This window comes from Klebsiella sp. CN_Kp100 (assembly GCF_040065315.1).
In the GTDB taxonomy this organism is placed as follows: domain Bacteria; phylum Pseudomonadota; class Gammaproteobacteria; order Enterobacterales; family Enterobacteriaceae; genus Klebsiella; species Klebsiella oxytoca.
In genome coordinates, this window is the sequence record NZ_JBEAIJ010000051.1 from 43,553 (window position 1) to 70,392 (window position 26,840).

Annotated in this window: 23 protein-coding genes and 2 tRNA genes; 2 read left to right on the plus strand and 23 right to left on the minus strand. The window is 54.6% G+C overall.

Translation table 11 applies throughout. The annotated features are described in order from the left end of the window. Positions 1-92 precede the first annotated feature (92 nt). From rlpA to leuS, 10 genes are all read right to left on the minus strand, one after another. A complete protein-coding gene (gene rlpA / locus ABLV12_RS23190; RefSeq protein WP_004100155.1) occupies positions 93-1,193 on the minus strand; it encodes an endolytic peptidoglycan transglycosylase RlpA in 1,101 nt (366 codons plus the stop codon). Positions 1,194-1,203: 10 nt separating this feature from the next. Next, positions 1,204-2,316 (minus strand): peptidoglycan glycosyltransferase MrdB, encoded by a 1,113-nt coding sequence (gene mrdB / locus ABLV12_RS23195; RefSeq protein WP_004100156.1) that lies wholly within the window; start codon positions 2,314-2,316, stop codon positions 1,204-1,206. Then, a complete protein-coding gene (gene mrdA, locus ABLV12_RS23200; protein ID WP_004100158.1) occupies positions 2,316-4,217 on the minus strand; it encodes a peptidoglycan DD-transpeptidase MrdA in 1,902 nt (633 codons plus the stop codon). Before mrdA ends, mrdB begins: the two co-directional genes overlap by 1 nt. Positions 4,218-4,244: 27 nt before the next feature. Beyond that, positions 4,245-4,712, minus strand: coding sequence for a 23S rRNA (pseudouridine(1915)-N(3))-methyltransferase RlmH (gene rlmH / locus ABLV12_RS23205; RefSeq protein ID WP_004100160.1), 468 nt, complete (start codon positions 4,710-4,712; stop codon positions 4,245-4,247). A gap of 3 nt (positions 4,713-4,715) precedes the next feature. Continuing rightward, entirely contained in the window at positions 4,716-5,033 is a 318-nt protein-coding gene (rsfS, locus tag ABLV12_RS23210) for a ribosome silencing factor (protein ID WP_004100162.1), read from the minus strand. Between the two features lie 222 nt (positions 5,034-5,255). After that, a complete protein-coding gene (locus ABLV12_RS23215) occupies positions 5,256-5,885 on the minus strand; it encodes an adenosylcobalamin/alpha-ribazole phosphatase (protein WP_064397449.1) in 630 nt (209 codons plus the stop codon). A gap of 46 nt (positions 5,886-5,931) precedes the next feature. Continuing rightward, the gene (gene nadD / locus ABLV12_RS23220) at positions 5,932-6,582 is read right to left on the minus strand and encodes a nicotinate-nucleotide adenylyltransferase (protein ID WP_004111375.1); all 651 of its coding nucleotides are present in this window, start codon (positions 6,580-6,582) and stop codon (positions 5,932-5,934) included. Beyond that, positions 6,575-7,606 carry a DNA polymerase III subunit delta gene (gene holA / locus ABLV12_RS23225; RefSeq protein ID WP_023320564.1) on the minus strand — a complete coding sequence of 344 codons (1,032 nt, stop codon included), beginning with the start codon at positions 7,604-7,606 and terminating at the stop codon, positions 6,575-6,577. The genes nadD and holA overlap by 8 nt, the downstream gene beginning before the upstream one ends. After that, entirely contained in the window at positions 7,606-8,187 is a 582-nt protein-coding gene (lptE, locus tag ABLV12_RS23230; protein WP_004100169.1) for an LPS assembly lipoprotein LptE, read from the minus strand. Before lptE ends, holA begins: the two co-directional genes overlap by 1 nt. Before the next feature lie 14 nt (positions 8,188-8,201). Then, a complete protein-coding gene (gene leuS, locus ABLV12_RS23235) occupies positions 8,202-10,784 on the minus strand; it encodes a leucine--tRNA ligase (RefSeq protein ID WP_004111380.1) in 2,583 nt (860 codons plus the stop codon). Positions 10,785-11,010: 226 nt separating this feature from the next. Here leuS and ABLV12_RS23240 point away from each other — a divergent pair, with 226 nt between their 5' ends. After that, positions 11,011-11,493, plus strand: coding sequence for a zinc ribbon-containing protein (locus tag ABLV12_RS23240; RefSeq protein ID WP_064397453.1), 483 nt, complete (start codon positions 11,011-11,013; stop codon positions 11,491-11,493). A gap of 503 nt (positions 11,494-11,996) precedes the next feature. On the opposite strand, the gene ABLV12_RS23245 is transcribed toward ABLV12_RS23240, so the two are convergent. From ABLV12_RS23245 to miaB, 11 genes are all read right to left on the minus strand, one after another. After that, entirely contained in the window at positions 11,997-13,775 is a 1,779-nt protein-coding gene (locus tag ABLV12_RS23245; RefSeq protein ID WP_049591137.1) for a filamentous hemagglutinin N-terminal domain-containing protein, read from the minus strand. Between the two features lie 63 nt (positions 13,776-13,838). Continuing rightward, the gene (locus ABLV12_RS23250; protein ID WP_004111385.1) at positions 13,839-15,509 is read right to left on the minus strand and encodes a ShlB/FhaC/HecB family hemolysin secretion/activation protein; all 1,671 of its coding nucleotides are present in this window, start codon (positions 15,507-15,509) and stop codon (positions 13,839-13,841) included. A gap of 297 nt (positions 15,510-15,806) precedes the next feature. Further along, positions 15,807-16,532: an amino acid ABC transporter ATP-binding protein gene (locus ABLV12_RS23255; protein ID WP_004100186.1), complete on the minus strand. Its 726-nt coding sequence runs from the start codon at positions 16,530-16,532 to the stop codon at positions 15,807-15,809. Continuing rightward, positions 16,532-17,206 (minus strand): glutamate/aspartate ABC transporter permease GltK, encoded by a 675-nt coding sequence (gene gltK / locus ABLV12_RS23260; protein ID WP_004100190.1) that lies wholly within the window; start codon positions 17,204-17,206, stop codon positions 16,532-16,534. The genes ABLV12_RS23255 and gltK overlap by 1 nt, the downstream gene beginning before the upstream one ends. Continuing rightward, complete coding sequence (locus ABLV12_RS23265) at positions 17,206-17,946, minus strand: amino acid ABC transporter permease (RefSeq protein ID WP_348867381.1); 741 nt, start codon at positions 17,944-17,946, stop codon at positions 17,206-17,208. Before ABLV12_RS23265 ends, gltK begins: the two co-directional genes overlap by 1 nt. 164 nt (positions 17,947-18,110) lie before the next feature. Further along, complete coding sequence (locus ABLV12_RS23270; RefSeq protein ID WP_004100196.1) at positions 18,111-19,022, minus strand: amino acid ABC transporter substrate-binding protein; 912 nt, start codon at positions 19,020-19,022, stop codon at positions 18,111-18,113. Between the two features lie 366 nt (positions 19,023-19,388). Then, positions 19,389-20,927 carry an apolipoprotein N-acyltransferase gene (lnt, locus tag ABLV12_RS23275; RefSeq protein WP_064397458.1) on the minus strand — a complete coding sequence of 513 codons (1,539 nt, stop codon included), beginning with the start codon at positions 20,925-20,927 and terminating at the stop codon, positions 19,389-19,391. A 22-nt stretch (positions 20,928-20,949) separates the two neighbouring features. After that, positions 20,950-21,828 (minus strand): CNNM family magnesium/cobalt transport protein CorC, encoded by an 879-nt coding sequence (gene corC / locus ABLV12_RS23280; protein WP_017146349.1) that lies wholly within the window; start codon positions 21,826-21,828, stop codon positions 20,950-20,952. A 98-nt stretch (positions 21,829-21,926) separates the two neighbouring features. Then, positions 21,927-22,394 (minus strand): rRNA maturation RNase YbeY, encoded by a 468-nt coding sequence (ybeY, locus tag ABLV12_RS23285; RefSeq protein ID WP_004100202.1) that lies wholly within the window; start codon positions 22,392-22,394, stop codon positions 21,927-21,929. Further along, positions 22,391-23,437, minus strand: coding sequence for a PhoH family protein (locus ABLV12_RS23290; RefSeq protein ID WP_004100205.1), 1,047 nt, complete (start codon positions 23,435-23,437; stop codon positions 22,391-22,393). The genes ybeY and ABLV12_RS23290 overlap by 4 nt, the downstream gene beginning before the upstream one ends. 143 nt (positions 23,438-23,580) lie before the next feature. Next, positions 23,581-25,005, minus strand: coding sequence for a tRNA (N6-isopentenyl adenosine(37)-C2)-methylthiotransferase MiaB (gene miaB / locus ABLV12_RS23295; protein ID WP_004111391.1), 1,425 nt, complete (start codon positions 25,003-25,005; stop codon positions 23,581-23,583). Positions 25,006-25,213: 208 nt separating this feature from the next. Between miaB and ubiF the strand changes: the two genes are divergently transcribed. Continuing rightward, the gene (ubiF, locus tag ABLV12_RS23300; RefSeq protein WP_017146348.1) at positions 25,214-26,389 is read left to right on the plus strand and encodes a 3-demethoxyubiquinol 3-hydroxylase; all 1,176 of its coding nucleotides are present in this window, start codon (positions 25,214-25,216) and stop codon (positions 26,387-26,389) included. 109 nt (positions 26,390-26,498) lie between these two features. On the opposite strand, the gene ABLV12_RS23305 is transcribed toward ubiF, so the two are convergent. After that, a tRNA-Gln gene (locus ABLV12_RS23305) sits at positions 26,499-26,573 on the minus strand. A 94-nt stretch (positions 26,574-26,667) separates the two neighbouring features. Beyond that, a tRNA-Gln gene (locus ABLV12_RS23310) sits at positions 26,668-26,742 on the minus strand. Positions 26,743-26,840: the final 98 nt, after the last annotated feature.

Sequence of the window (26,840 nt, forward strand, 5' to 3'; positions counted from 1 at the left end):
CAAATGCACTACGAACCAGCATCCGACATTGCGTACGACTTTGTTAATGACTTTGTCATACGCAATGAACCGGGGCGGCTGGACCAATGCCTTTAGTTGGCGCGAGTAATAAATGATTGCAGCTGAGCTTCGCTTTGCAGGCGCTGTTGGATCGTGCTGGCCTCCGCTTTGCTGCTGAATGGGCCAAGCTGGATACGCCACACCGCGCCGTTTTGCATGACGCGGCCCGGAACGGAAAATTGCTGACTCAGACGCTGCTGGTACTGTTGCGCACGGGACTGGTCGCTGACGGCGCCGACCTGTACGACGAAATCGCCGTTGGCGCTTGCCGCTGCGGCTGGCGTCACTGCTGCGGTCGCGACGGCGGCGGGCGCTACGCTTCCCTGAACAGAACCCGGCGCGGTAACCGGCGCGGTTTGCACCACGGGCTCGCTGCCTTCCAGCACACCGTTATTCAGCGGCGTCGGCGCGCCGAGAAAACCGCCGCTGTTGACCGGTGCGCCGGTGCTATCCTCCGGCTTCAGCGTTGCGTTGCTGATGGCGTGCACGTCAGTTGGCGCGGGTTGCCCCATCGCCGCGCTGCCGTCGCCGTCAAGATTCGGGCGCGCCGGCAGGGCGTAGGTCTGTTTGGCCACCGTCGTACATGCCATGCCCGGCCCGGAAAGCGAGCCGTCCGGTGCGACGATGATAGGGTCGATACGTACTTTGGTATTATTTGATGTATTCAGACGATCGGCTGAGGCGCGCGACAGTGAGATCACGCGATCGTTACCGTAAGGCCCGCGATCGTTGATGCGCACGACGATCATGCGGCCGTTCGCCAGGTTGGTGATCCGCGCGTAGCTTGGGATCGGCAGCGTAGGATGGGCTGCGGTGAGCTGCGTAGGATCGAACGCTTCTCCCGATGCGGTCAGATTGCTGTTGGGCTCGGCGTCATAGATAGCGGCGAAACCGGCCTGGGTAAAGTTGGACGGATCCTGAACGATTTTGTAGCTTTTGCCGTCGCGTTCATAATCCTGATTCGCCGTGGCGTTAGGCGTTTCGTACTGCGGATCGGCGCCGCTAATCTCCACCGTTGGGCCATTGCAAACGGCCGGCTGTGGAGTGCTGACCGTTTTCTGTTGAACGTCTTCACCCGAACATGCCGCCAGCAGCCCTGCTGCTATGCAGATCCCCAGCCATTGCTTACGCATCGCGAACCCCTTACACGCTTTTCGACAACATTTTTCTGTGAGTATGGATCGACATGACGATACCAAACCCGGCCATCAATACGATTAGGGCAGAGCCCCCGTAGCTGACCAGCGGCAAAGGTACCCCCACCACCGGTAAAATACCACTTACCATACCAATATTTACGAAGACATAAACGAATAAAATCAACATTAAACCACCGGCCATCACTCGGCCAAAGGTGGTTTGCGCCTGGGCGGCGATCCAGAGTCCGCGCATGATAAGCAGAATATAGAGCGCCAGCAGGATCAATACGCCAATCAGCCCCAGTTCTTCCGCCAGTACCGCAAAGATAAAGTCGGTATGGCGTTCTGGCAGAAACTCCAGCTGCGACTGGGTACCGTGCAGCCAGCCTTTACCGCGCAACCCGCCGGAGCCGATAGCGATCTTTGACTGAATAATGTGGTAACCCGCGCCGAGCGGATCGGTTTCCGGGTCGAGCAGCATCATTACGCGCTGGCGCTGATAGTCATGCATCAGGAAGAACCAGAGGATTGGAATAAAGGCGGCGACCAGCACCACCGCAATACCAATCAGACGCCAGCTCAGGCCAGAGAGAAACAGGACAAACAGACCGGACAGGGCGACCAGAATCGAGGTTCCGAGGTCAGGCTGCGCGGCGACCAGCAGCGTGGGCAGGAAAATCAGCACCAGCGCGATGGCGGTATTTTTCAGCGATGGCGGACACACGTCGCGGTTGATAAAGCGCGCCACCATCAGCGGTACGGCTATTTTAGCGATTTCCGACGGCTGGAAGCGGACGATGCCGAGATCCAGCCAGCGCTGCGCCCCTTTGGAAATGGCGCCGAAGGCATCAACCGCCACCAGCAGAATAATACAGAAAATATAGAGATAGGGCGCCCAGCCTTCATAGACCCGCGGCGGGATTTGCGCCATGACGATCATAATAACAATCCCCATAGCGATCTGGCCGATTTTACGCTCCATCATGCCCATATCCTGACCGCTGGCGCTCCAGATAACCAGCGCGCTGTAGGTCAGCAGCGCCAGCAGGATAAGCAGCATGGTGGGATCGAGGTGGATTTTATCCCATAGCGATTTTTTGTTCGGATTATCAGTCATTATTGATCCTCCCCAGCCGTTACCGCCGGATTTTCAGTCGGCAGATTGGTGTTGTTATCGCCCAGCATTATATGATCGAGAATCTGACGCATAATGGTACCGACTGCCGGACCTGCGCCGCCGTTCTCAAGAATAATGGCTACGGCAACCTGGGGGTTATTGTAAGGGGCAAACGCCGTCATCAGTTTATGGTCACGCAGGCGTTCGGCGATTCTGTGCGCGTTATAGGTCTCATTGGCTTTCAGGCCAAAGACCTGGGCGGTACCCGACTTGGCCGCGATTTTATACGGTGCGCTGGCAAAGTATTTATGCGCGGTACCGTTGCCTCGGTTGGCTACGCCATACATCCCGTCTTTAGCGATTTCCCAAAAGCCAGAGTGAATGTCTCCGACCGGCGGTTCATGCGGCTGAACCCAGGGAACCGGTTTACCGTCTTCCACCGTGCTTTGCAGCAGATGCGGTACTTTAACTACTCCGTCGTTAATCAGGATCATCAGCGCCTTGTTCATTTGAATAGGCGTTGCGGTCCAGTAGCCCTGACCGATCCCGACTGGAATGGTATCGCCCTGGTACCACGGTTTCTTGAAGCGCTTGAGCTTCCATTCGCGAGTCGGCATATTACCGGAGCGCTCTTCCGCCAGGTCAACGCCGGTATAGTGGCCGTAGCCGAATTTACCCATCCACTCAGACAGGCGGTCGATGCCCATATCATAGGCAACCTGATAGAAGTAGGTATCGGCGGACTCTTCCAGCGCTTTGGTGACATTCAGATGGCCGTGGCCCCACTTTTTCCAGTCACGGTAGCGTTTTTCCGAGCCGGGAAGTTGCCACCAGCCGGGGTCAAACAGGCTGGTGTTGCGGGTTATGACCCCGGCGCTGAGCGCTGAGACCGCAACGTATGGCTTAACCGTCGAAGCCGGCGGGTAAACGCCCTGGGTCGCGCGGTTAACCAGCGGCGTATTAGGATCGTTGAGGAGTCCGGAGTAATCCTTGCTGGAAATACCGTCAACGAACAGATTAGGGTCGTAGCTTGGCGTCGAAACCAGCGCGAGGATAGCGCCGGTTCGCGGGTCAGTGACGACGACCGCCGCGCGGCTGCCGGCGAGCAGGGTTTCAATATACTGCTGGAGCTTAAGGTCGAGCGTTAAATAGATATCGCGCCCGGCCTGCGGGGGCACCTCTTTGAGCTGACGAATCACGCGGCCGCGGTTGTTCACTTCAACCTCTTCATAGCCGGTTTGCCCGTGCAGGACATCTTCGTAGTAGCGCTCGATCCCCAGCTTGCCGATATCGTGCGTGGAGGCGTAATTAGCCAGCTTGCCCTCTTTATCCAGGCGATCGACGTCTTTGTCGTTAATTTTAGAGACGTAGCCGATAACGTGGGTCAGGGCGGAGTTATAGGGATAGTAGCGGCGCTTGTAGCCCTTAACTTCCACCCCGGGAAAGCGGTACTGGTTGACCGCGAAACGGGCAACCTGCACTTCGCTGAGGTTAACTTTGACCGGAATGGAGGTAAAACGATGCGAGCGGGCGCGCTCTTTTTTAAAGTTCGCCACATCGTCATCGGTGAGATCGATAACGTCGCGCAGCGCATCCAGCGTTTGCTGAACGTTGTCGACCTTCTCCGGCATCATCTCCAGCTGGTAAATCGTGCGGTTAAGCGCCAGCGGCGTGCCGTTGCGATCGTAGATAATGCCGCGGCTCGGCGGAATCGGGACCAGTTTAATGCGGTTTTCGTTTGAACGCGTTTGATAGTCGGTATAACGCACAATCTGCACGTTATAAAGGTTGGCGATCAGTACGCCGGTAAGCAGCAAAATCCCCAAAAAAGCGACCAGCGCCCGGCGCACGAACAGCGAGGATTCAGCCGAATAGTCGCGGAAAGAATTCTGTAATTTCATTCGCTGCTTAGTCTACCCTGGTCATCATTACTCACGGTGGTAAGGGTGGTTGGTGGTAATGCTCCACGCCCGATACAGACTCTCGGCCACCAGTACGCGAACCAGCGGGTGAGGTAGGGTGAGCGTTGAGAGCGACCAACTTTGTTCCGCCGCCGCTTTGCAGGCGGGTGAAAGGCCTTCCGGGCCGCCGATAAGCAGGCTGACGTCGCGGCCATCCTGTTTCCAGCGTTCCAGTTCGCGCGCCAGCTGCGGCGTATCCCACGGTTTCCCCGGAATATCCAGGGTGACGATGCGGTTTTTGCCTGCTGCCGCCAGCATCATTTCGCCCTCTTTTTCAAGAATGCGTTTGATGTCGGCGTTTTTGCCGCGTTTACCGGCGGGGATTTCCACCAGTTCGAACGGCATATCCTTTGGAAAACGGCGCAGATATTCACTAAAGCCGGTCTGAACCCAGTCCGGCATTTTGGTGCCAACGGCTACCAGGTGCAGCTTCACGCGTTAACTCCAGAGTTTTTCCAGCTCGTACAGACGACGGCTCTCTTCCTGCATGACGTGAACCATAACGTCGCCGAGATCGACCACGATCCAGTCCGCGGCGGCTTCGCCTTCAACGCCCAGCGGCAGCATCCCGGCGGCGCGAGACTCCTGCACGACGTGGTCAGCGATGGACATAACATGGCGCGTGGAAGTGCCTGTGCAGATGACCATGCAATCTGTAATGCTGGATTTGCCATGAACGTCAATGGCAACGATGTCCTGACCTTTCAGGTCATCAATTTTGTCGATAACAAAATCCTGGAGTGCTTTACCCTGCAAGAGTTCCCCCTGGGTGTGTGAAGAGTGAAAAACAATAAACAGCCTGACAGTATACCCGAACTGTTGGCAAAGTCGGGATAAATGTCGATAAACGGGCGGTGAAGGCGGCTATCATCCCATCCATCGCCGATGATTGCATCGCCATTTTTGTAAAACAATTTCTGCAAAGTTCAAATAGCGGATACAGCCTGGCTGCGGAGAATAGCAGCCTGCTTTGCACTGTCAATGGTCTGCGCGCAATTCTTCTTCCGCCAGCCAAACGGCCCGGCTATTTAGCACCCGCAGCGTGGTGAATTCAGGCTGGAGATCGATCAGGCTCCACGCGCCATGCTCGATGGGAAAGTGCCACATCGCTGAAGCCGGCATGTGCAGAAGATGAGCGATTAACAGGCTCAGAACCCCCTGGTGACCGACGATCAGCAGATGATTAAGTTCCTGATACTGAGAGAGGGTGGCAGTAAAGCGGCAAACGCGCTCGGAAAAGGCCTGAAAGCCCTCTCCGTTGGTAGGCGCCGCATGCTGCCAGTCGGCGCACCAGGCGGCGTAGTTTTCAGCATCTTCCTGCTGCAAATCGCGATGGTGGCGCATTTCCCAGTCGCCGAAGAACATTTCATTGAGCTCAGCGAAGGTATGACGGGGGATGCTCCGTTCCCCCAGCAGCAGGCTGGCCGTGCGCTGGGTGCGCTCAAGCTCACTACAAAACACGCGCTCAAACGGAACGGCATGCAGTCGCTGTCCGAGCGTTTGGGCCTGTCTGATTCCACGTTTCGTTAACGCAGTGGGGGCATGCCCGCTGTAGAGGCCTGCGACGTTGGCCTCGGTTTCGCCATGCCGAACTAACCATAATTTCATGATGACCCTCTCGAAAGGCGTCTCTGAGACCGTCCTGGCTGCCAGGCTAGCAGTAAAGCTTTTGCTGGTGGATATACTCAAGCACGCTTTCCGGCATCATGTCCGCGCAGGACTCGCCTGCTTCCAGACGCTGGCGAATAAGGGTTGCTGAGATATCAAACCACGGCGTTTCGGCCAGGTAGATAACGCCTGCCGGGGCGCTATGCAGCCGCTCGACGTCATGGGTGAGATGCTTGTCCAGCCACTGCTGATCCTGCTCGCACGCCATAGTCAGCGGGTAGCCGGGGCGTCGGCAGACGATCAAATGAACGTTATCAAGGATGCTGGCATAGTCGTGCCAGGAGGTAAAAGTCAGCAGCGAATCCTGGCCTATGATAAACGCCAGCGGCCGTCCCGGCCCCTGCTCCTGGCGCCACTCGCGCAGGGTCTGCGCAGAATAGGACGGCGTGTCGCGCCTAAGTTCACGATCGTCGAGGATAAACAGCGGCTTATCGGCGATAGCCAGTTCCAGCATATGCCGTCGCTGGTCGCTGGTCGCTTCGGGCTGCGGGCGATGCGGCGGCACGTTGTTAGGCACAATGGTGACGCGATTGAGGCCGATTTGGTTGGCCAGAATTTCCACCGGTTTGAGGTGACCGTAATGCACCGGATCGAAGGTGCCGCCGTACATCGCCTGTAACTGAGTCATATCAACCATCAATAAAAACGTCTGCCAGCGCTTTATGGCAGAGCAACAAAGAGAGACTTTCCAGCTCGGGCCAGACGGAATGCCCGTAATCCTGCTTAAAGGTGAGCTCGGCGCGGGTCAACAACGTGACGGCCTGGCGCAGCTGGTCGGCGCTCAGGCGGGCCAGCGCGTCGCTGACCAGCTGGCGTCGGTTTTGCCACACCCGATGCTTGTCAAACAGGGTACGCAGTGGCGTATGGGCTGATTGCCGCTTCAGGTTGACCAGCAGCAGCAGTTCACGCTGTAGGGTGCGCAGCAGGATAGCCGGTTCACTGCCTTCCAGCCGCAGCTGTTGCAAAACGTGCAGGACGCGTTTGCTTTTACCCGCCAGCAGCGCATCAACCCAATGATAAGGCGTGAAATGCGCGGCGTCGTTGACTGCCTGCTCAACGCGCGGCAGGGTCAGTTTACCGTCCGGCCACAGTAGCGACAGGCGCTCCAGAGCCTGCGCTAGCGCCAGCAGATTGCCTTCATAGCAGTAGCACAGTAGCTGGCTGGCTGCGTCATCAAGCTGCAGATGATGCTGCTTTGCGCGCGCGGCAAGCCAGCGCGGCAGCTGGGCATATTCCGGCGTCTGACAGCTAACCTGAACGGCACGGCTGGCAAGAGCGGCGATCCACGCGGCGTTCTCCTGCGCTTTCGTCAGCTTATTGCCGCGCACGATCAGCAGAAGATCGTCATGCAGCATGCTGACAAGCGTGGCGAGCTGTTCGTTGATTGCCGCATTGGGGCCGTTCTCCGGCAGGATCAGCAGCAGCGTCTGGCGGCTGGCAAACAGGCTCATCGCCTGACTGAGGGAGAAAAGGGCAGACCAGTCGGTGCTGGCATCAATGCTGGCGGTATGGTGTTCGATAAAGCCCTGGGCGGCAGCGGCTTCGCGGATGGCGTCCTGGCTTTCCTGCAACAGCAGCGGGTCGTTGCCAAGCAGCAGATAGGCCGCGCGCAGCCCTTCAGTGAGCTGCGCGCGGAGCTGTTCCGGGTACAACCGAATCATCAGTTACCCAGCGTGGTGGAGACGCGATTGCCGGAGGTGGAAGCGGCGTTCACCGGCTTCTCATCCTCTTTGGTGGCTTCGACATCCGCAACGTGTACGCTCGGCAGCTTACGGATCAGCTGTTCGGCTGCTTTGTCGTACATTTCCTGAATGATCATGTCCTGCTCGGCATCTTTCGCTAGCGCCGCCTGCGGGTTATCGAAGAACGAACGGTAGACTTTGGTCGTGATGGGATAGATATCATGACCAGGGATCAGGACGCTGGCATTCACCGTCATCACCATCTGATATTCAGCAGTACGGCCATCCTGGAAAATAGATGCCGTGTCTTTCTGAATGGACGATGACTCCAGACGCAGGGAAGGGATATCCTTGCGCAGCGTACTGGCATCAACCAGCTCGACGCCGTTCAGGCGCAGCTGATTACGGACAGCGCGACTTAATGGACCATTTGGATCGCCCGACTGGAAGATCATGGTTTTCATTGCGGTCGGAACCTGCGTAGTGCTACGCAGGTGCCAGCCACAACCGGCGGTGATTAACACCGCCAGAGTTAACAACAATGTTGCCAGATATCGCACGCTTCCTCCCGCGCTTAGCCAACGACCAGATTGAGCAGTTTACCCGGAACGTAGATCACTTTACGCACGGTCACACCGTCGAGATATTTCGCGACCAGATGCTCCTGAGCCGCACGCTCGCGCACCTGCTCTTCGGTTGCATCTACCGCAACGGTAATTTTACCACGAACTTTACCATTTACCTGGACGACAACCAGCGTGGTGTCTTCAACCATAGCGCTTTCGTCCGCAACCGGCCACGGCGTGTTGTCAATATCGCCTTCGCCGCCCAGCTCCTGCCACAGGGTAAAGCTGGCATGCGGGGTGAACGGGTTGAGCATGCGAACGACCGCCAGCAGAGCCTCACGCATCAGCGCGCGATCCTGTTCGCTTTCCTGCGGCGCTTTCGCCAGCTTGTTCATCAGCTCCATAATCGCCGCGATCGCGGTATTGAAGGTCTGACGGCGGCCGATATCATCGGTCACTTTAGCGATCGTTTTGTGTACGTCGCGGCGCAGCGCTTTTTGATCTTCGCTGAGGCTGGCAACGTCCAGCGCGGCAACTTCACCCTGTGTGGTATGCTCGTAAACCAGTTTCCAGACGCGTTTCAGGAAGCGGTTGGCCCCTTCCACGCCGGACTCCTGCCACTCCAGCGTCATGTCAGCCGGCGAGGCGAACATCATAAACAGACGCACGGTGTCGGCGCCGTAACGTTGAACCATGACCTGCGGGTCGATGCCGTTGTTTTTCGACTTGGACATCTTGCTCATGCCGGTATAGACCAGCTCATGGCCTTCAGCATCTCTCGCCTTCGCAATGCGGCCTTTCTCATCGCGCTCAACGATCGCGTCAACCGGAGAGACCCAGTTACGTTCCCCGTTCGCGCCAACGTAGTAGAAGGCATCCGCCAGCACCATGCCCTGGCAAAGCAGCTGTTTTGCCGGTTCGTCAGAGTTAACCATGCCCGCGTCGCGCATCAGCTTGTGGAAGAAGCGGAAGTACAGCAGGTGCATGATGGCGTGTTCGATACCGCCGATATAAATATCCACCGGCAGCCAGTAGTTCGCCGCTTCCGGGTCCAGCATGCCCTGGTCGTACTGCGGGCAGGTATAGCGCGCGTAGTACCAGGAGGATTCCATGAAGGTATCAAAGGTATCGGTTTCACGCAGCGCCGGCTGGCCGTTTACGGTGGTTTTCGCCCACTCAGGATCGGCTTTAATGGGGCTGGTGATGCCGTCCATGACCACATCCTCCGGCAGAATTACCGGCAGCTGATCTTCCGGAGTCGGCATTACGGTACCGTCTTCCAGCGTCACCATTGGAATCGGCGCACCCCAGTAGCGCTGACGGGAAACGCCCCAGTCGCGCAGGCGGTAGTTCACTTTACGTTCGCCGACGCCAAGTGAAGCCAGCTTATCGGCGATGGCGTTAAAGCCAGCTTCGTGATCCAGACCATCGAATTCGCCAGAGTTGAACAGCACGCCTTTTTCGGTCAGCGCCTGTTCGGAGAGATCCGGTTCGGAACCGTCGGCGGCCAGAATGACCGGCTTGATCTCCAGACCGTATTTACTGGCAAACTCGTAGTCGCGCTGATCGTGACCCGGAACGGCCATTACCGCGCCGGTGCCGTACTCCATCAGGACAAAGTTTGCCGCCCAGACCGGGATCGCTTCGCCGGTCAGCGGATGAATCGCTTTATAACCGGTATCGACGCCTTTTTTCTCCATAGTTGCCATTTCGGCTTCGGCAACTTTGGTATTGCGGCATTCGTCGATAAACGTCGCCAGCGCGGGGTTATTGGCTGCTGCCTGCTGCGCCAGCGGGTGACCCGCCGCCACGGCCAGATAGGTACAGCCCATAAAGGTGTCCGGGCGGGTGGTGTAGACGGTCAGCTTGTCGGCGTAGTCGTTAACATCGAAGGAGATTTCGACGCCTTCGGAGCGGCCAATCCAGTTACGCTGCATGGTCTTCACGGTATCCGGCCAGTGATCCAGGTTGTCCAGATCGTTCAGCAGCTCGTCAGCGTAGGCGGTGATTTTAATAAACCACTGCGGGATCTCTTTACGCTCAACTTTGGTATCGCAGCGCCAGCAGCAGCCGTCGATAACCTGCTCGTTTGCCAGAACGGTCTGGTCGTTCGGGCACCAGTTCACCGCGGAGGTTTTTTTGTAGACCAGGCCTTTTTTATACAGCTCGGTGAAGAACTTCTGCTCCCAGCGGTAGTATTCCGGGGTGCAGGTCGCCACTTCGCGGCTCCAGTCATAGCCAAAGCCCAGCTTTTTCAGCTGATTCTTCATGTAGGCGATATTGTCGTAGGTCCACGGTGCCGGAGCTGTGTTGTTTTTCACCGCCGCGCCTTCCGCAGGCAGGCCAAACGCATCCCAGCCGATAGGCTGCAGCACGTTCTTGCCTAACATGCGCTGGTAACGGGAAATCACGTCGCCAATGGTGTAGTTGCGCACGTGGCCCATGTGTAGTCGACCAGAAGGATAGGGAAGCATCGACAGGCAGTAATACTTCTCTTTACTCTCGTCTTCGGTAACTTCAAAGGTACGCTTCTCGTCCCAGTGTTGCTGGACTTTTGATTCTATCTCTTCCGGGCGGTATTGCTCTTGCATGGCAGCCAGTGGTCCTGTTTTCAATACAGCTACAAAATGTAGCCAATGGATGTGTTATTTCAGATCGGCATAGCATAGCCCAAACGCCAACGTCAAAACAGCCTTTCACACAGTTACCGCGAGGAAAGCGCCAGAGAATATTTCGCGACTCTTTGGCATGACGGGCAGAGCTATGCGCAGATAACGTCTATCATTAGAAGAAGTTAACCACACCGGAGGCGAAAAGATGAACAAGGTAGCTCAGTTTTACCGAGAGCTGGTGTCGACGCTCAGCGAGCGGTTACGCAATGGAGAACGCGATATCGATGCGCTGGTGGAGCAGGCCAGGCTAAGGATTAGCCAGTCCGGCGAGTTAACGCAGAGTGAAATCGACAACGTCATTCGCGCCGTCAGACGCGATCTGGAAGAGTTTGCGCTCAGCTATGAAGAGAGTCAGGAGGAGCTTACCGATAGCGTCTTTATGCGCGTGATTAAGGAGAGCCTATGGCAGGAGCTGGCGGATATCACTGACAAAACCCAGCTTGAGTGGCGCGAAGTCTTCCAGGATCTCAGCCACCACGGCGTTTATCACAGCGGCGAAGTGGTTGGACTCGGCAATCTGGTTTGTGAGAAGTGTCATTATCATCTGCCGGTTTATACGCCGGACGTGCTGCCGCGTTGTCCAAAATGCGGGCACGATCAGTTCCAGCGTCGTCCATTCGAGCCCTGATCGATCGGGTCTGGTGCATAATTATTGCATCGGGCCCGATTAAAAATGATTAATTGTAAATTTTTTAGCCAATATAAGTTATATTGGTTTCCGTTTTAAGAATACGTCGTTCATCTTTTTTATCTCAACTGGTTTGCTACTCATTTTTTCATTAATCTACCGATCATTGTGGGTCATGATAGGCAACGTATTGCAGACATTGCAGCGTATTATATTGGCCAACTTATATGTAATAACCTGTGTAGCACCATTATGCCTGTCGCTGTTTGAACTATTGTTGGTCGCAGGAACAATTCTAATAGCGTTATTTTCATTATCTATTTCTCGTCGCTGTAAAAATGAGGGGATTATTGAGTAAGGGAAGCCACGGGTACGATCGTGATTGAGCCAAATCAAGAGGAAGTTGGCTCTCTGGGGTGCCTGAAAAACGCTAGTGTTTGCGCATTTGGCGTTCGCTTCAGGCATATATAAGCGATGCGCTGTCAGCAGCGCATCGCTTATTTTTAACGCATGGAGTTTACTTCTGCATATTTAAACTGCAGGCGTCCACCCATTTCATAACTATAGTCATGATAAGAATTGAGTACCAGTTTATTAGTTGAAATAGAACCAACACCACAAGATGCGAGACCCATGAAACCGCAGCGGTAGCCTCCGTTCTTAACGTTTCTGGCAGTCATCGTCAGTGTACCACCAGCTTTAATAGTGTTGTAGTTGGTTATATTTGCACTATATTTCGTATTCAGATTCATATCACCATTCGCAGAAATTTGGCCTTCGTTAAAAATACCATTTCCCGCAGTGATGCTGGTGGTATTGCCATCGATTGTGGCCCTGTTGCGGACATAATTACTCTCTATGTTCAGCGAAGCCCCATAGATATAGTAAACATTATCTAATGAGTTGCTTTTAATTGACAGTGAATTGTAGCCAATAATATTACCTTCCTGATCCAGATTGCCGTTAGTAACCAATGTCACATCGTTACCGGAAATACGGCCTGTGTTATATATTTTACCAGAACCAATGTTTTCATCTTGCACTGATTTCACGGTCAGGCTGGAGTTACCTGAGATATTACCGGTGACGTTAAACTTGTCACCACTAAATTTAATATCAGTGATATCACCTCGCATTGAACCTCCGTGGTTGATATTACGGGCTGACATGTCAATCCGACCATCGGAAATGATATTTGAGCCATAGCGAGTAGTGATATCGCCATTGCTGGCTACGGATAAAGCTTTTGTTCCGCGAATGGTACCTGTATTTACAAGATTACCCGTCGCGCTAATGGCAAGCGCCTGGCTGCTGGTAATTTTCCCTTCATTGGTCAGGGCATCCATGCTACTGAGTTGTGTAGCGTAAGCGGTACTACTAATCGTACCCGTATTTTTCATATCCAATGCTGAAACAATATTTGTCATAAGACCATTCCCGTTGATGGCCCCTTCATTAACCAGAGAACCATAGCTGGTCATGGCGAGCGCGGCATTTGCGGTAATAGTGCCTTTATTACGCACGCCAAGACCTAAGGTATTACCCACCATGCTAATACTATTGGCCTTGATTCCACCCAGGTTACTGATATCGATGCTGTATTCCGGAAAGATCATTTGCATAACCGTTGCTGTTTTCCCAAGGGTAGCTATTTTCCCGGTCTTATTGTCAAACGTGAAGTTACCCGCACCCAATGTAGCATTGGCGGCAGTTACGCTGCCGTTAATCGCAATGGCATCCGCAAGCAGGGCGGCATAGTTAGTAGAGGCATCCATACCTTTATCACCGATGGTGATTTTCCCTTGTGTGACCGTATAGCTATCAATCGCCCCGGTATCGCTCAGGTTGACCTGGCCCGTGGTGAGTACCGCTTTGTTGGTGTTGATAAAACTGCACCCGGAGCAGGTGATGCCGTTGGGGTTGGCGATCACGACATCGGCTTTTTGCCCGTTAACTTCGATAAAGCCCTGTAGGTTACTCATTTTATTGGAGGTGACTTCATTCAAAATAACGGAAGCGCTGCCGTTGGTCAGATTATTATTCTTTGCGATATTACCGTGAGTGCTGTGGTTCACGTCGCTGGCGCTATTGTTTAAAATAGTGCCGTTAGGGCCGACGTTGAATTCGCGATATAAGTTATGCGAGACGCCTGCGGCATTAGGCGCTTCAATATCAATAACATTTGCCCCTGACCTATGCGTATAGCTTGACGGGTCGGCATAAACAACGGATGAGCTTAGCGCTGCCGCCAGCGCAACATATGAAACCTTGAATTTAAACATGTAATTTATTCCTTTAAATATAAAAAGATGAATCAGTAAATAGCAGTAATGCGCGGATGAAAACTAATACCTCCACTGTAATGAAAAGCCCATATTCATGGCATCGCTATGAAAGTCATCAGGTTTACTGATAGGCGTGCCGATAAAAAAGTCATATTGCGTTGATGCTATTTCTCCACGGATCCCGCCGACTGCGCCAGAAAGGCTTTTCCCTTGCTGCGCGCGCTCGTTGCCGATGATTCTGCCGAAATCGAGGCCAAGATATAACTGCCGGTCGGCAGTAGGTATATTCCAACTAAAGTCGTTACGCCAGTACCAGCCCTGATTGGCCGATAGCGTATTTTCGCCGTCAAAACCGCGAATCGTCCAGCGATTGCCGATATTAAACTGGTTGTCCGAAGATAATATATCCGGGCTGAACTGGGCATGGAAACGCGGCATCCAGCTAAATTTATCGCCGGTTGCGGCAAACTGCATTAATGCCTGAATATCGGCATGCACGACGCGCGAATGGCGGCTGTATAAACCGGCTTTTTCCTCTGGCGTAGGCACGGAGCTGAGCCACGGCAGGCTGCGCTGAATACCCACGCTGGCGTCGACAATTTTATTGTTAAAATAGCGCTGGTGGCGCAGGGTAAATTCCCAGACCGGATTCTGTTTGCGCATGACGTAAAGCTCATCGCCGCCAAAAAAGTAGTGTGAACTGCTTTTCGCTATGCGCAGATCGGCGGTCGTTTTTTGCTGTCGGGTGTGTGAAAGCAGGCGGCTAAGGGTCGCGCTGTAATAACGGTTTTTACTTTTATAGTCGATGCTTGACCATCTTCCTTTAAACAGCTGGCGGTACTGGCTGTAGGAGCCGTACATGCTCAATGACCAGTAACCAAAAGGTACGGAGTAGTAAAGGTTGCCGTTATGGTTGCCGTCGTTGTGCTGGTTGAATTCAACGTCGCCGCCTGCTGAGATGGACAGAATATCGTTCAGTGAGGATAAATCGTACAGGTACAGCGCGCCGCCGCCCTGATAGCGCCCGCTGGCGCGGCTACCGGCATCATCAAGCCAGGCGCCAATCTGCCACTGTTTATCCGTTACGCGGGCGATTTCAATATCGCTCTCGCCGATATGTTCCCCCGGCCGCAGTTTCATATGGGCGCTGGCGCCAGGCTGGCGCTGCAGGTTAGCCATCCCTTGTTCAAGATCGCTAAGGCGCAGGATCTTACCGGTATGCGTGGGCATCGAGGTCCACAGGTTGGTCGTGGCGCTATTCGGCGCAAAAGCAATATGCCCCGTTTTGCCATAAACAAGCGTTATCTTCAGAATGCCGCCTTCTAATGACTGGGACGGAACATCGATCAGGGAAGTGATATACCCTTGCGTTATCAGCTCATTTTGCAAAGCGGTCGTCAGCAGACGAATTCCTTCCACACCTAAACAATGGCCAATCGCCTGGGAGGCGATCTTTCCGAGGAGGGCGGTGGTTTTTGCTTTGTCCTCGGAGGCAATATCAACTTGCGTGATATATCTGCAGGTCGCTTCTTCGGGAAATATTAAAGTTTGCGTTTTTACATGGCTACGAGAGGATTGGTATTGCTGCTGATGGGGCATTAATGCGCTTTCACGGGCTTTATCCTGTTCAACCTGGTTTACCGTTGCGGCCTCAATACCCGCGCGGGCAGTAAAACAGGTGAGCAGATTTAAACACAAAATAATGGCCAGGCTGTTGGTATTAGTCCACATGAAGCAATATCCGTTTGTTTCATTGAGTGAGATTATTATTAATAGCTATGCGCGGTCGGAAATAGCCAGCGACGTATAGCAAGTCGATTGAAATATTATTTTTAAATAATTCATACTCCGGGGGGATTATTACGAGAGGCTGTATGCTAACGATGCCGTGGCGGTTTATCCATTCACCGGCCCCTGAATTCTTTGTGAAATATTTACTTCACGTTGTGAAGCTGACGCCTTGAGATGAAGCGATTGAAAGGGGAAGGGCTGCGGGCGCGCACGGTGATATCGTGCGCGCCGCAGAAGTTAGTGCAGAATTTTGGCGAGGAAGTCCTTGGCGCGTTCTGATTGCGGGTTAGCAAAAAACGCTTCTTTATCGGCGTCTTCGACTATTTTACCTTCATCCATAAAGATGACCCGGTTGGCGACCTTACGCGCAAAGCCCATTTCATGGGTAACCACCATCATGGTCATCCCTTCATTCGCCAGTTCAACCATAACGTCCAGCACTTCGTTAATCATCTCAGGGTCAAGCGCGGAAGTGGGTTCATCAAACAGCATGGCGATGGGGTCCATGCACAGCGCGCGAGCGATGGCCACGCGCTGCTGTTGCCCGCCCGAGAGCTGAGCAGGGAATTTTTCAGCATGGGCGGAAAGCCCCACGCGTTCCAGCAGCTTTAGCCCTTTTGCTCGAGAAGCTGCTTTATCGCGATTGAGCACCTTAACCTGCGCCAGGGTGAGGTTATCAATAATCGATAAGTGCGGGAACAGCTCGAAATGCTGGAATACCATCCCGACCCGCGAGCGCAGTTTGGCGAGATTGGTCTTTTTATCGTTGACGGTGGTGCCGTCGACGATGATTTGACCTTGCTGGATGGGCTCCAGGCCGTTGACGGTTTTAATCAGCGTTGATTTACCCGAACCCGAAGGCCCACAGACCACCACCACTTCGCCTTTTTTCACTTCCGTGGAGCAATCGGTCAGCACCTGAAAGTGACCATACCATTTTGAAACATTTTTCAGGGTAATCATTACACAGTCCTTTTCTTCAACCAGCTGACCAACAGCGATGCGCTGAGGCTAATAACAAAATATACGGCGCCTGCGAACAGCACCATCTCCACCTGGGTTCCGTCACGTTCGCCAATCGTCGAGGCGGTGCGGAAAAAGTCGGCCAGGCTCAGGACATAAACCAGCGAGGTATCCTGGAACAGGACGATGCCCTGAGTCAGCAGCAGCGGTACCATGGCGCGAAACGCCTGCGGCAGGATCACCAGCTTCATAGATTGCCAGTGGGTCATGCCCAGCGCCAGCGCAGCGCTGGACTGGCCGCGGGAGATACTCTGAATACCGGCACGAATGATTTCCGAGTAGTAAGCCGCTTCAAACATGGAAAAGGCGATCATCGCCGAAATCAGCCGGATATCGGTTTTCGGCGACAGGCCAAGCACGTTCTGCAGGAAACCCGGGACAATCAGATAAAACCACAGCAGTACCATTACCAGCGGAATAGAACGGAAGACGTTAACGTAAGTTTTGGCAAACCACGCCAGCGGCAGGAAACTCGACAGGCGCATCACGGCCAGAATCGTCCCCCAGACAATCCCGATAACAATCGCGGTCACGGTGATTTTTAACGTGATGACCAGTCCAGCCAGCAGGTATGGCATGGAAGGGATAATAGAACTCCAGTCAAAATCGTACATTATTTACCCCCCATATTGCCCGGCAGGCGGACCTTACGTTCGACCACGTACATGATCAGCATGATGACGGCGTTGATAAAGACGTAGGCGAGGGTGATGGCGGTAAACGATTCCCAGGCATGGGCCGAGTAGTCCAGCAGCTTACCCGCCTGCGCGGCCATATCGGCAAGTCCAATGGTGGAAGCGATGGCCGAGTTTTTCACCAGGTTCATCATTTCAGAGGTCATTGGCGGCACGATAACGCGGTAGGCGTTGGGCAGCAGCACGTAACGATAGGTTTGCGGAAGCGTCAGCCCCATCGCCAGCCCGGCATTTTTCTGGCCGCGCGGCAGGGACTGGATGCCGGAACGAACCTGTTCGCAGACGCGAGCGGCGGTAAATAATCCCAGACACAGCATCGAAGAAACGAAAAACTGAATATTAGGGTCCAGCTCGGACTTAAACCACATGCCGATATTTTCCGGCAGCAGTTCAGGCACCACCAGATACCAGGTGAAAAACTGCACGATAAGCGGAACGTTACGGAACAGCTCAACGTAACAGGTACCGATAGTCGAGAGTAGACGATTAGGGACGGTACGGAGAATACCGAATAGCGAGCCTACGAAGAAGGCGATAATCCAGGCCGAGACCGACAGCGTAACGGTGACCTGAAAACCACTCCATAGCCAGCCTAAATAGGTAGTATTGCCGAACGGGGCCTGTTGCAGGAATATCCCCCAGTTCCAGTCTATTGACATACATGACTCCTGGAAAAAAAAGGGTAGCAGCGCTACCCTCGAAGATTGTTGCTCAGCCTGTTTCGGTATTCGCGGCCGCTGGGGAACGACCAGCCGCCGTATAGTCTGTCCGCGCCGTAGCAACAATCGGGAGGGCAGGAGTTCCTGCCCCTTGTTTTTTTTAATTAGTTAAGAGCTTTGTCGTTAGGTGATTTGAACAGCGCTTTCATTTCGTCAGAGAGTTCAAAATTCATATTCAGGTTTTTTGGCGGAATAGGATTTTTAAACCACTTGTCGAACCATTTTTCGGCTTCACCGGAGGTCTGCGCCTGGGCTACCGTCTCATCAACCAGCGTTTTGAACTGCGGATCGTCTTTACGCAGCATACAGCCGTAAGCTTCCTGAGATTGCGCCGTGCCGACGATCTCCCAATTATCCGGCTTCTTCGCCTTCGCCCGTTCGCCCGCCAGCAGCGCGTCATCCATCATAAAGGCCACCGCGCGTCCGCTTTCCAGGGTACGGAAAGAGTCGCCGTGATCTTTAGCACTGATAATGCGCATGTTCATTTTTTTCTCGTCATTCAGCTTATGCAGCAGAATTTCGGAGGTAGTTCCGGAGGTGACGACGACGGCTTTATCCTTCAGGTCCGGAAAGTCCTTAATCGCGCCGCCTTTTTTCACCAGCAGACGGGTACCGACAACGAAAATGGTGTCGGAGAAGGCCGCCTGTTTCTGACGTTCAAGGTTGTTGGTGGTGGAACCGCATTCGAAATCATAGGTACCGTTTTGCAGCAGCGGGATACGGTTTTGAGACGTAACCGGGATCAGCTTCACCTGCAGATCCGGTTTGTTCAGCTTTTTCTTGATGGCATCAACGATCGCATTTGAGTAGTCCTGGGAGTAGCCTACGACCTGCTGCTTGTTGTCATAGTAAGAAAATGGAACGGATGATTCACGGTGACCAACGACGATGACGCCGTTTTTGGCAATTTTATCCAGAGTGCTCTGGCCGGTGGTTGCTGCTGCGTCTTCTGCCTGCGCCGCGCCGGCGGTCAGTCCCATGACCAGCATTGCTGCGGCCAGTTTACGTAATTGCATATCCGACTCCTTATCCTCAGCGTCGTTAAACGCTATTGATACCCATTGTGAATGTGTGTGCTTTTTATGGCTGCCGTCTTTGCGTGCAGCATTTGTATGTGTTTGTTAGCATTTAGTTTGGCTTAATGTAAAGATTTTGCTGCTATATTGTTGGTTTTTGCGAGGCGCACCGCACCATTTAAAGGCAAAAATCCCCCATTGCACCAAAATAGCGCTGCCTGATGATCTGTGGTGGTGCAACCGGGTTGTACCCCTCAGGATCGCGTTGCTACAGGAATTTATTAAGCAATGGCCGTGCCAATATGCAACGAAAGGAAGAGATGACCGCGGCGACGAAAGCCGCCGCGGTAGAAGAGAAAGGAGGAATTATTGACGGCGCTGGCGCAGACTCATCAGCAGGGCGCCAAAACCGAACAGGATAGTTAACGCCCACAGCGGCCAGTTTCCCGTACGAGCGTACGGCGTCAGTCCTGTCGTTGGGGTCACTTTGCTGGTTAACACGGCGCGGGTGAACTGCGGGATCATTGCCTGAATTTCACCGCGCGGGCCGATGACCGCGGTGATGCCGTTATTGGTGCTACGCAGTAGCGGACGGGCCAGCTCCAGCGCGCGCATACGCGCCATCTGGAAATGCTGCCACGGGCCGATAGATTTACCGAACCACGCGTCGTTAGAGATGGTTAGCAGAAAATCCGTGTCCGGCCGGAAGTTATCCCGCACCTGCTCGCCAAGGATGATCTCGTAGCAGATAGCCGCCGTCAGTCGCATGTTATGCGCCACCAGCTGCGGCTGCACGTACGGACCGCGGCTGAAAGAGGACATTGGCAGATCAAAGAATGGCGCCAGCGGACGCAGAATCGATTCCAGCGGCACAAACTCACCAAACGGCACCAGATGGTTCTTGTTGTAGCGATTCTTTGAATCGTAGCTGTACGGGTTATCTTTGCCCAGCGTAATAATGGTGTTGTAAGTATCGTAGCGATTACGTGCGTTCAGGCGCGCGTCGACGATGCCGGTGATCAGCGAGCTATTTTTCGACCGCATCAGGTCGTCCATCATGCTGAGGAAGCGCTGCTGGTTAATTTCCAGATCCGGAATCGCGGACTCAGGCCAGACGATCAGCTGCGATTTACCCATATGCGGCTGGGTGAGATCCAGATAGGTTTTCAGGGTGTTGAGTAGCTGATTCTGGTCCCATTTCATCGCCTGGGGGATATCGCCCTGTACCAGCGAAACCGTGGTCGCGCGCGCCGGCAGCGCTTGATACCACTGAATGTAGCGAAGCGGGAAGGGCAGGGCGAACAGCACGACGGCGGCGATCAGCGGCTTCCAGTTACGCTGCGCGATAGCCAATGCCAGCAAACCGCTGACGATCATCAGCAGGAAGTTAATCGCCTCGACGCCCATAACGGGCGCCAGCCCTTTGAGCGGACCGTCGATCTGGCTGTAGCCAAACTGTAACCACGGAAAGCCGGTCAGCACCCAGCCGCGCAGAAACTCGGTAACCTGCCATATCACCGGGGCGGCGATGGCAACGCGTACCCAGCTGGTTTTTGGCCACAGGCGCGAAAGAATACCGGCAAATAATCCGGTGTACAGAGAGAGATAGGCGGCCAGCAGAACGACCAGGAAAACGTTGACCGGCCCGGGCATACCGCCGAACTGCGCGATACTCACGTAGACCCAATTAATACCGGAGCCGAACAGCCCTAAGCCCCAGAAATAGCCGATCGCGGCGCTTTGCACAGGTCGGCGGTTGAGGGTTAAGCCCTGCAGGCCGATTAATGAAATAATCGCCGCCGGCCAGATGTCATAAGGTGAAAAAGCCAGCGTTCCGCTGGCTCCGAATAAAAGCGCCAGCAGCAGGCGTACGCCCTGGCGTTCAATGAGAGAGGCAAATACCATTTAGGTTAATCGTCCCGTTGGATTAGTCTTCCAGCTTCGGCTGCGGGGCATCATCAGGAAGCTTTACGTGTACCTGAATAATACGTCGACTGTCGGCCATTGCGACCTTGAATTGGTAACCATCAATGTCGATAGACTCGCCGCGGGCAGGCAGATGACCAAAGGCCTGCATCACCAGACCACCGATGGTATCAACCTCTTCATCGCTGAAGTGGGTGCTGAAGGCTTCGTTGAAGTCTTCGATTGAGGCCAGGGCGCGTACCGTCCACGTATGGCGGCTCAGCTGACGGAAATCGATATCTTCTTCTTCGTCATATTCGTCTTCTATCTCACCGACGATCAGCTCAAGGATATCTTCAATGGTCACCAGACCCGAGACGCCGCCAAACTCATCGATAACGATAGCCATATGATAACGCTGGGAGCGGAACTCCTTCAGCATGCGGTCAACCCGCTTGCTTTCGGGCACGACAACCGCCGGGCGCAACACTTTTTCCATGCTGAAGGCTTCAGCATCGCTGCGCATAAACGGCAGCAGATCTTTGGCCATCAGAATCCCTTCGATGTGATCTTTGTCTTCGCTGATCACCGGGAAACGCGAGTGGGCGGATTCGATGATCACATCGAGGCACTCGTCCAGCGTCTGGTTGCGTTTCAGGGTAATCATCTGCGAGCGGGGGATCATGATGTCGCGGACGCGCTGGTCGGCGATATCCATTACCCCTTCGAGCATATCGCGCGTATCTTCGTCGATAAGGTCGTTTTGCCCGGAATCACGGATCAGCGCCAGCAGTTCATCACGGTTTTTTGGTTCCCCGTGAAAAAGCTGGCTGAGTAACAGGGAGAAGAATCCCTTTTTGCTGTTTACTGTGTCGCTACTGTGTGAATTGTCGTCGCTCATGGCGTCGTATGGGTTCTCATGTTGGTTAAATAGTCGCTCGTCACGCGTATACTCAGCGCCCGGCATAGCGGCCAGTCGCCGGCAAAGCCGGCAACAGGTTATTCCTTCTCGGCAATGTACGGATCCTCATAGCCCAGAGCAAGCATTATCTCCGTTTCGAGGGATTCCATCTCTTCCGCTTCTTCATCAATAATATGGTCATAGCCCAAAAGATGCAGGCTACCGTGGACGACCATATGCGCCCAGTGCGCCTCCAGCGGTTTACCTTGCTCTTGCGCTTCCTGTTCGACCACCTGACGACAGATGACCAGATCGCCAAGCAGCGGCATTTCGATGCCGGGTGGCGCTTCGAAGGGGAAAGAGAGCACGTTAGTCGGTTTATCTTTCCCACGATAGGTCAGGTTCAGCTCGTGGCTTTCCGCTTCATCAACCAGCCGAATCGTGAGTTCCGACTCCTCCTGGAACTGCGGAATAACGCTATCGACCCAGCGCTGAAACAGGGCTTCATCCGGCATTCCGCTGTTATCTTCGCAAGCCAGCTGTAAATCGAGAATGACCTGACTCATTTATGCTCCTGTTCCTGGGCTTCGCGTTTGCGCTCGGCGGCCAGCTCTGCTTTACGTTTCTGGTCTGCTTCTTCCCAGGCTTCATAGGCGTTAACGATACGGGCAACCACCGGATGGCGCACCACGTCTTCGCTATGGAAGAAGTTGAAGCTAATCTCATCGACTTCTGCCAGCACTTCAATTGCGTGGCGCAGGCCCGATTTGGTGCTGCGCGGCAGGTCAATCTGTGTGACGTCGCCGGTAATGACCGCCTTAGAGTTAAAGCCGATACGAGTCAGGAACATTTTCATCTGTTCGATGGTGGTGTTCTGGCTTTCATCAAGAATGATGAACGCATCGTTCAGCGTACGGCCGCGCATATAGGCCAGCGGCGCGACTTCAATCACGTTGCGCTCAATCAGCTTTTCAACTTTCTCGAAGCCGAGCATCTCAAACAGCGCGTCGTACAGCGGCCGCAGGTACGGGTCCACTTTCTGGCTCAGATCGCCGGGCAGGAAGCCCAGTTTTTCGCCGGCCTCAACCGCCGGACGGGTCAGAAGAATACGGCGGATCTCCTGGCGCTCCAGCGCGTCTACCGCTGCGGCGACCGCCAGGTAGGTTTTCCCGGTCCCGGCAGGGCCGACGCCGAAGGTAATATCATGGTCAAGAATATTGGCGATGTACTGCGCCTGATTCGGCGTACGCGGCTTAATCACGCCACGCTTGGTTTTGATATTCACGGCCTTGCCATAATCCGGCACGCTTTCGGCGCTCTGCTCCAGCACGCGGGCTTCTTTGATCGCCAGATGAATTTGTTCCGGTTCAATATCCTGAATTTCGCCGCGCATCGGTGCGGTATCAACGTACAGACTGCGCAGGATATCCGCCGCTGCGGTGACGCAAATCGGCCGGCCGGTCAGTTTAAAGTGGTTGTCACGACGGTTAATCTCGATGCCGAGACGGCGTTCCAGCTGTTTAATGTTGTCATCAAACGGGCCGCACAGGCTCAGCAGACGGGCGTTGTCCGCGGGCTCAAGGGTGATTTCGCGAGTGTCTGTATTCAAACTGTTCCTCTTATACATTGATAGCCGGAGGGTAGCCGGTCAGGAAATTATTCACGTCATCGGAATATGGCGCAAGCATCGCTGTAGATATTGGGTTCAGGAGAGGAAATACAAGGCCTGCCGGAGCGGCAGGCCTGAACGGATTATGGCTGGTAGATGCCGACGCCCAAATCGTTTTCTTTACGGGTACGGGCAATCACCGACTCCGGGGTTTCCGCGATACGCAGACCCATTTCGTCCTCGGTGCGCACCACTTTACCGCGCAGGGAGTTTGTCCAGACGTCGGTGATCTCGACATCAACAAACTTACCGATCATCTCAGGCGAGCCTTCGAAGTTCACCACGCGGTTATTCTCGGTGCGGCCAGACAGCTCCATGATGCTCTTGCGTGAGGTGCCTTCCACCAGAATGCGCTGCACGGTGCCGAGCATACGGCGGCTCCAGGCCATCGCCTGCTGGTTGATGCGCTCCTGCAGAATATACAGACGCTGCTTCTTATCCTCTTCCGGTACATCGTCGACCATATCGGCCGCCGGCGTTCCCGGACGCGCGGAGAAGATGAAGCTATAGCTCATGTCGAAATTCACATCGGCAATCAGCTTCATGGTCTGCTCGAAATCCTGGGTGGTTTCGCCAGGGAAGCCGACGATGAAGTCGGAGCTGATCTGAATATCCGGACGCGCCGCGCGCAGTTTACGGATAATCGCTTTGTATTCCAGCGCCGTATGGGTTCTGCCCATCAGGTTCAGCACGCGGTCGGAACCGCTCTGTACCGGCAGGTGCAGGAAGCTGACCAGCTCCGGCGTATCGCGGTAAACCTCGATGATATCGTCGGTGAACTCGATGGGGTGACTGGTGGTAAAGCGGATCCGGTCGATACCGTCGATCGCCGCAACCAGACGCAGGAGATCGGCAAAGCTACCGGTGGTGCCGTCGTAGTTTTCCCCGCGCCAGGCGTTCACGTTCTGCCCGAGCAGGTTGACTTCACGTACGCCCTGAGCCGCAAGCTGGGCGATTTCAAACAGGATATCGTCGCTTGGGCGGCTCACTTCCTCACCGCGGGTGTAAGGCACCACGCAGTAGGTGCAGTACTTATTGCAGCCTTCCATGATGGAAACAAAGGCGCTTGGGCCTTCGGCGCGCGGTTCCGGCAGGCGGTCGAACTTTTCGATTTCCGGGAAGCTGATATCGACGACCGGGCTGCGGTTGCCTCGTACCGAGTTGATCATTTCCGGCAGACGGTGCAGGGTCTGCGGCCCAAAAATAATATCGACATAGTGGGCGCGCTGGCGAATATGATCGCCTTCCTGAGAAGCCACGCAGCCGCCAACGCCAATGATCAGGTTGGGGTTCTTCTCTTTTAACAGCTTCCAGCGTCCTAGCTGATGGAAAACTTTTTCCTGAGCCTTCTCACGGATTGAGCAGGTATTGAGCAGCAGCACATCCGCTTCTTCCGCCACTTCGGTGAGTTGATACCCGTGGGTGGCATCCAGCAGATCGGCCATCTTTGATGAATCGTATTCGTTCATCTGACAGCCCCAGGTTTTAATATGGAGTTTTTTTGTCATCGACTTGCTCATGCTTAATTAGGTATACCCAAAGTCAGCGTCTTCACCGGATGTTGCTCTGCAATGTGAAGGGTGACGGATATAAAGCCAGGATTGCAGGGCGCGTATTGTAATGCTTTGACCGCGCCCTGACCAGTACGACCGTAATCACCGCAAGCCGAATAAAAATCCGGTAAACTGAGGAGATTCGGGTTTAAGGATAATAGCCATGACAATTCATGCAACAGATGTCGTTATCGTTGGCGGCGGGATGGTCGGCGGCGCCCTGGCGCTAGGCCTGGCGCAGCAGGGCTTTACGGTGACGGTCATTGAAAAAAACGCGCCGCCGGCTTTTGACGCTTCTTCCACGCCTGACGTGCGTATTTCGGCGATCGGCGCCTCATCGGTAGGGCTGCTGAGAGGCCTGGGGGTCTGGGATAGCGTGCGGTCCATGCGCGCCCATGCCTATCGCCAGCTCGAGACTTGGGAGTGGGAAAGCGCGCATGTGGTGTTTAACGCCGCGGAGCTGAAGCTGCCGGAACTGGGCTATATGGTAGAGAATAACGTCCTGCAGCGTGCCCTATGGCAGGCGCTGGAGACCCACGAGAACATCACCCTGCGGGTGGGCACATCGCTTCAGGAGATGCGTCGCGCAGAGACGCACGCTTCGGTCACGCTGACCGATGGCAGCCAGCTTGATGCGCGGCTGTTGGTGGGTGCGGACGGCGCCAGTTCACAGGTGCGGCAGCTAGCAGGAATCGGTATCCATGCCTGGCAGTACCAACAATCCTGTATGTTGATCAGCGTGCAGTGCGCGGAGGATCCCGGCGATAGTACCTGGCAGCAGTTTACCCCTGCGGGGCCACGGGCGTTTTTACCGCTGTTCGATCATTGGGCTTCGCTGGTGTGGTACGACACGCCGGCGAGGATTCGCCAGCTGCAGGGCATGAGCATGGCTCAGCTACAGCAGGAAATTAATCACCACTTCCCGGCGCGGCTGGGAGAGATGACGCCGCTAAGCGCGGGCGCGTTTCCGTTGACCCGTCGCCATGCATTGCAGTATGTCAAACCTGGGCTGGCGCTGGTGGGCGATGCTGCGCACACCATTCATCCGCTGGCGGGGCAGGGGGTCAATCTGGGCTATCGCGATGTCGATGCGCTGCTGGATGTCCTGGCCAGGGCAAAAGCCCACGGCGAAGAGTGGGCCAGCCTACCGGTGCTCAAGCGCTACCAGACGCGCCGTCAGGCGGACAACTTTATTATGCAGTCGGGGATGGATCTGTTTTACGCCGGATTTAGCAACGATTTGCCACCGGTGCGGATACTGAGAAATATTGGGCTGATGGCGGCCGAGCGCGCTGGCGGACTGAAGCGTCAGGCGTTGAAATACGCGTTGGGGTTGTAACGTTGAGCGGCCCGGCTGCCGTAGATGCGGCCGGGTCGGGAAGTTCCGCCGGTATCGCCGAAATACCAGAACGCAAAAAGCTCGCCGAAGCGAGCTTTTTGCTATTTATTGGCTGGGGTACGAGGATTCGAACCTCGGAATGCCGGAATCAGAATCCGGTGCCTTACCGCTTGGCGATACCCCAATTTTATTTTGGCTATCTTGTGCTGAAGTCAGACTTAATTACAGCCTGGATAGACTTCAACAAGCGCTCCTCTGAAGCGAGCGTCTTTTGAAATTGGCTGGGGTACGAGGATTCGAACCTCGGAATGCCGGAATCAGAATCCGGTGCCTTACCGCTTGGCGATACCCCAATTTCTTTCTGGATTTATCGAACTGAATCAATAATTCCTTGATATGGTGGCTACGACGGGATTCGAACCTGTGACCCCATCATTATGAGTGATGTGCT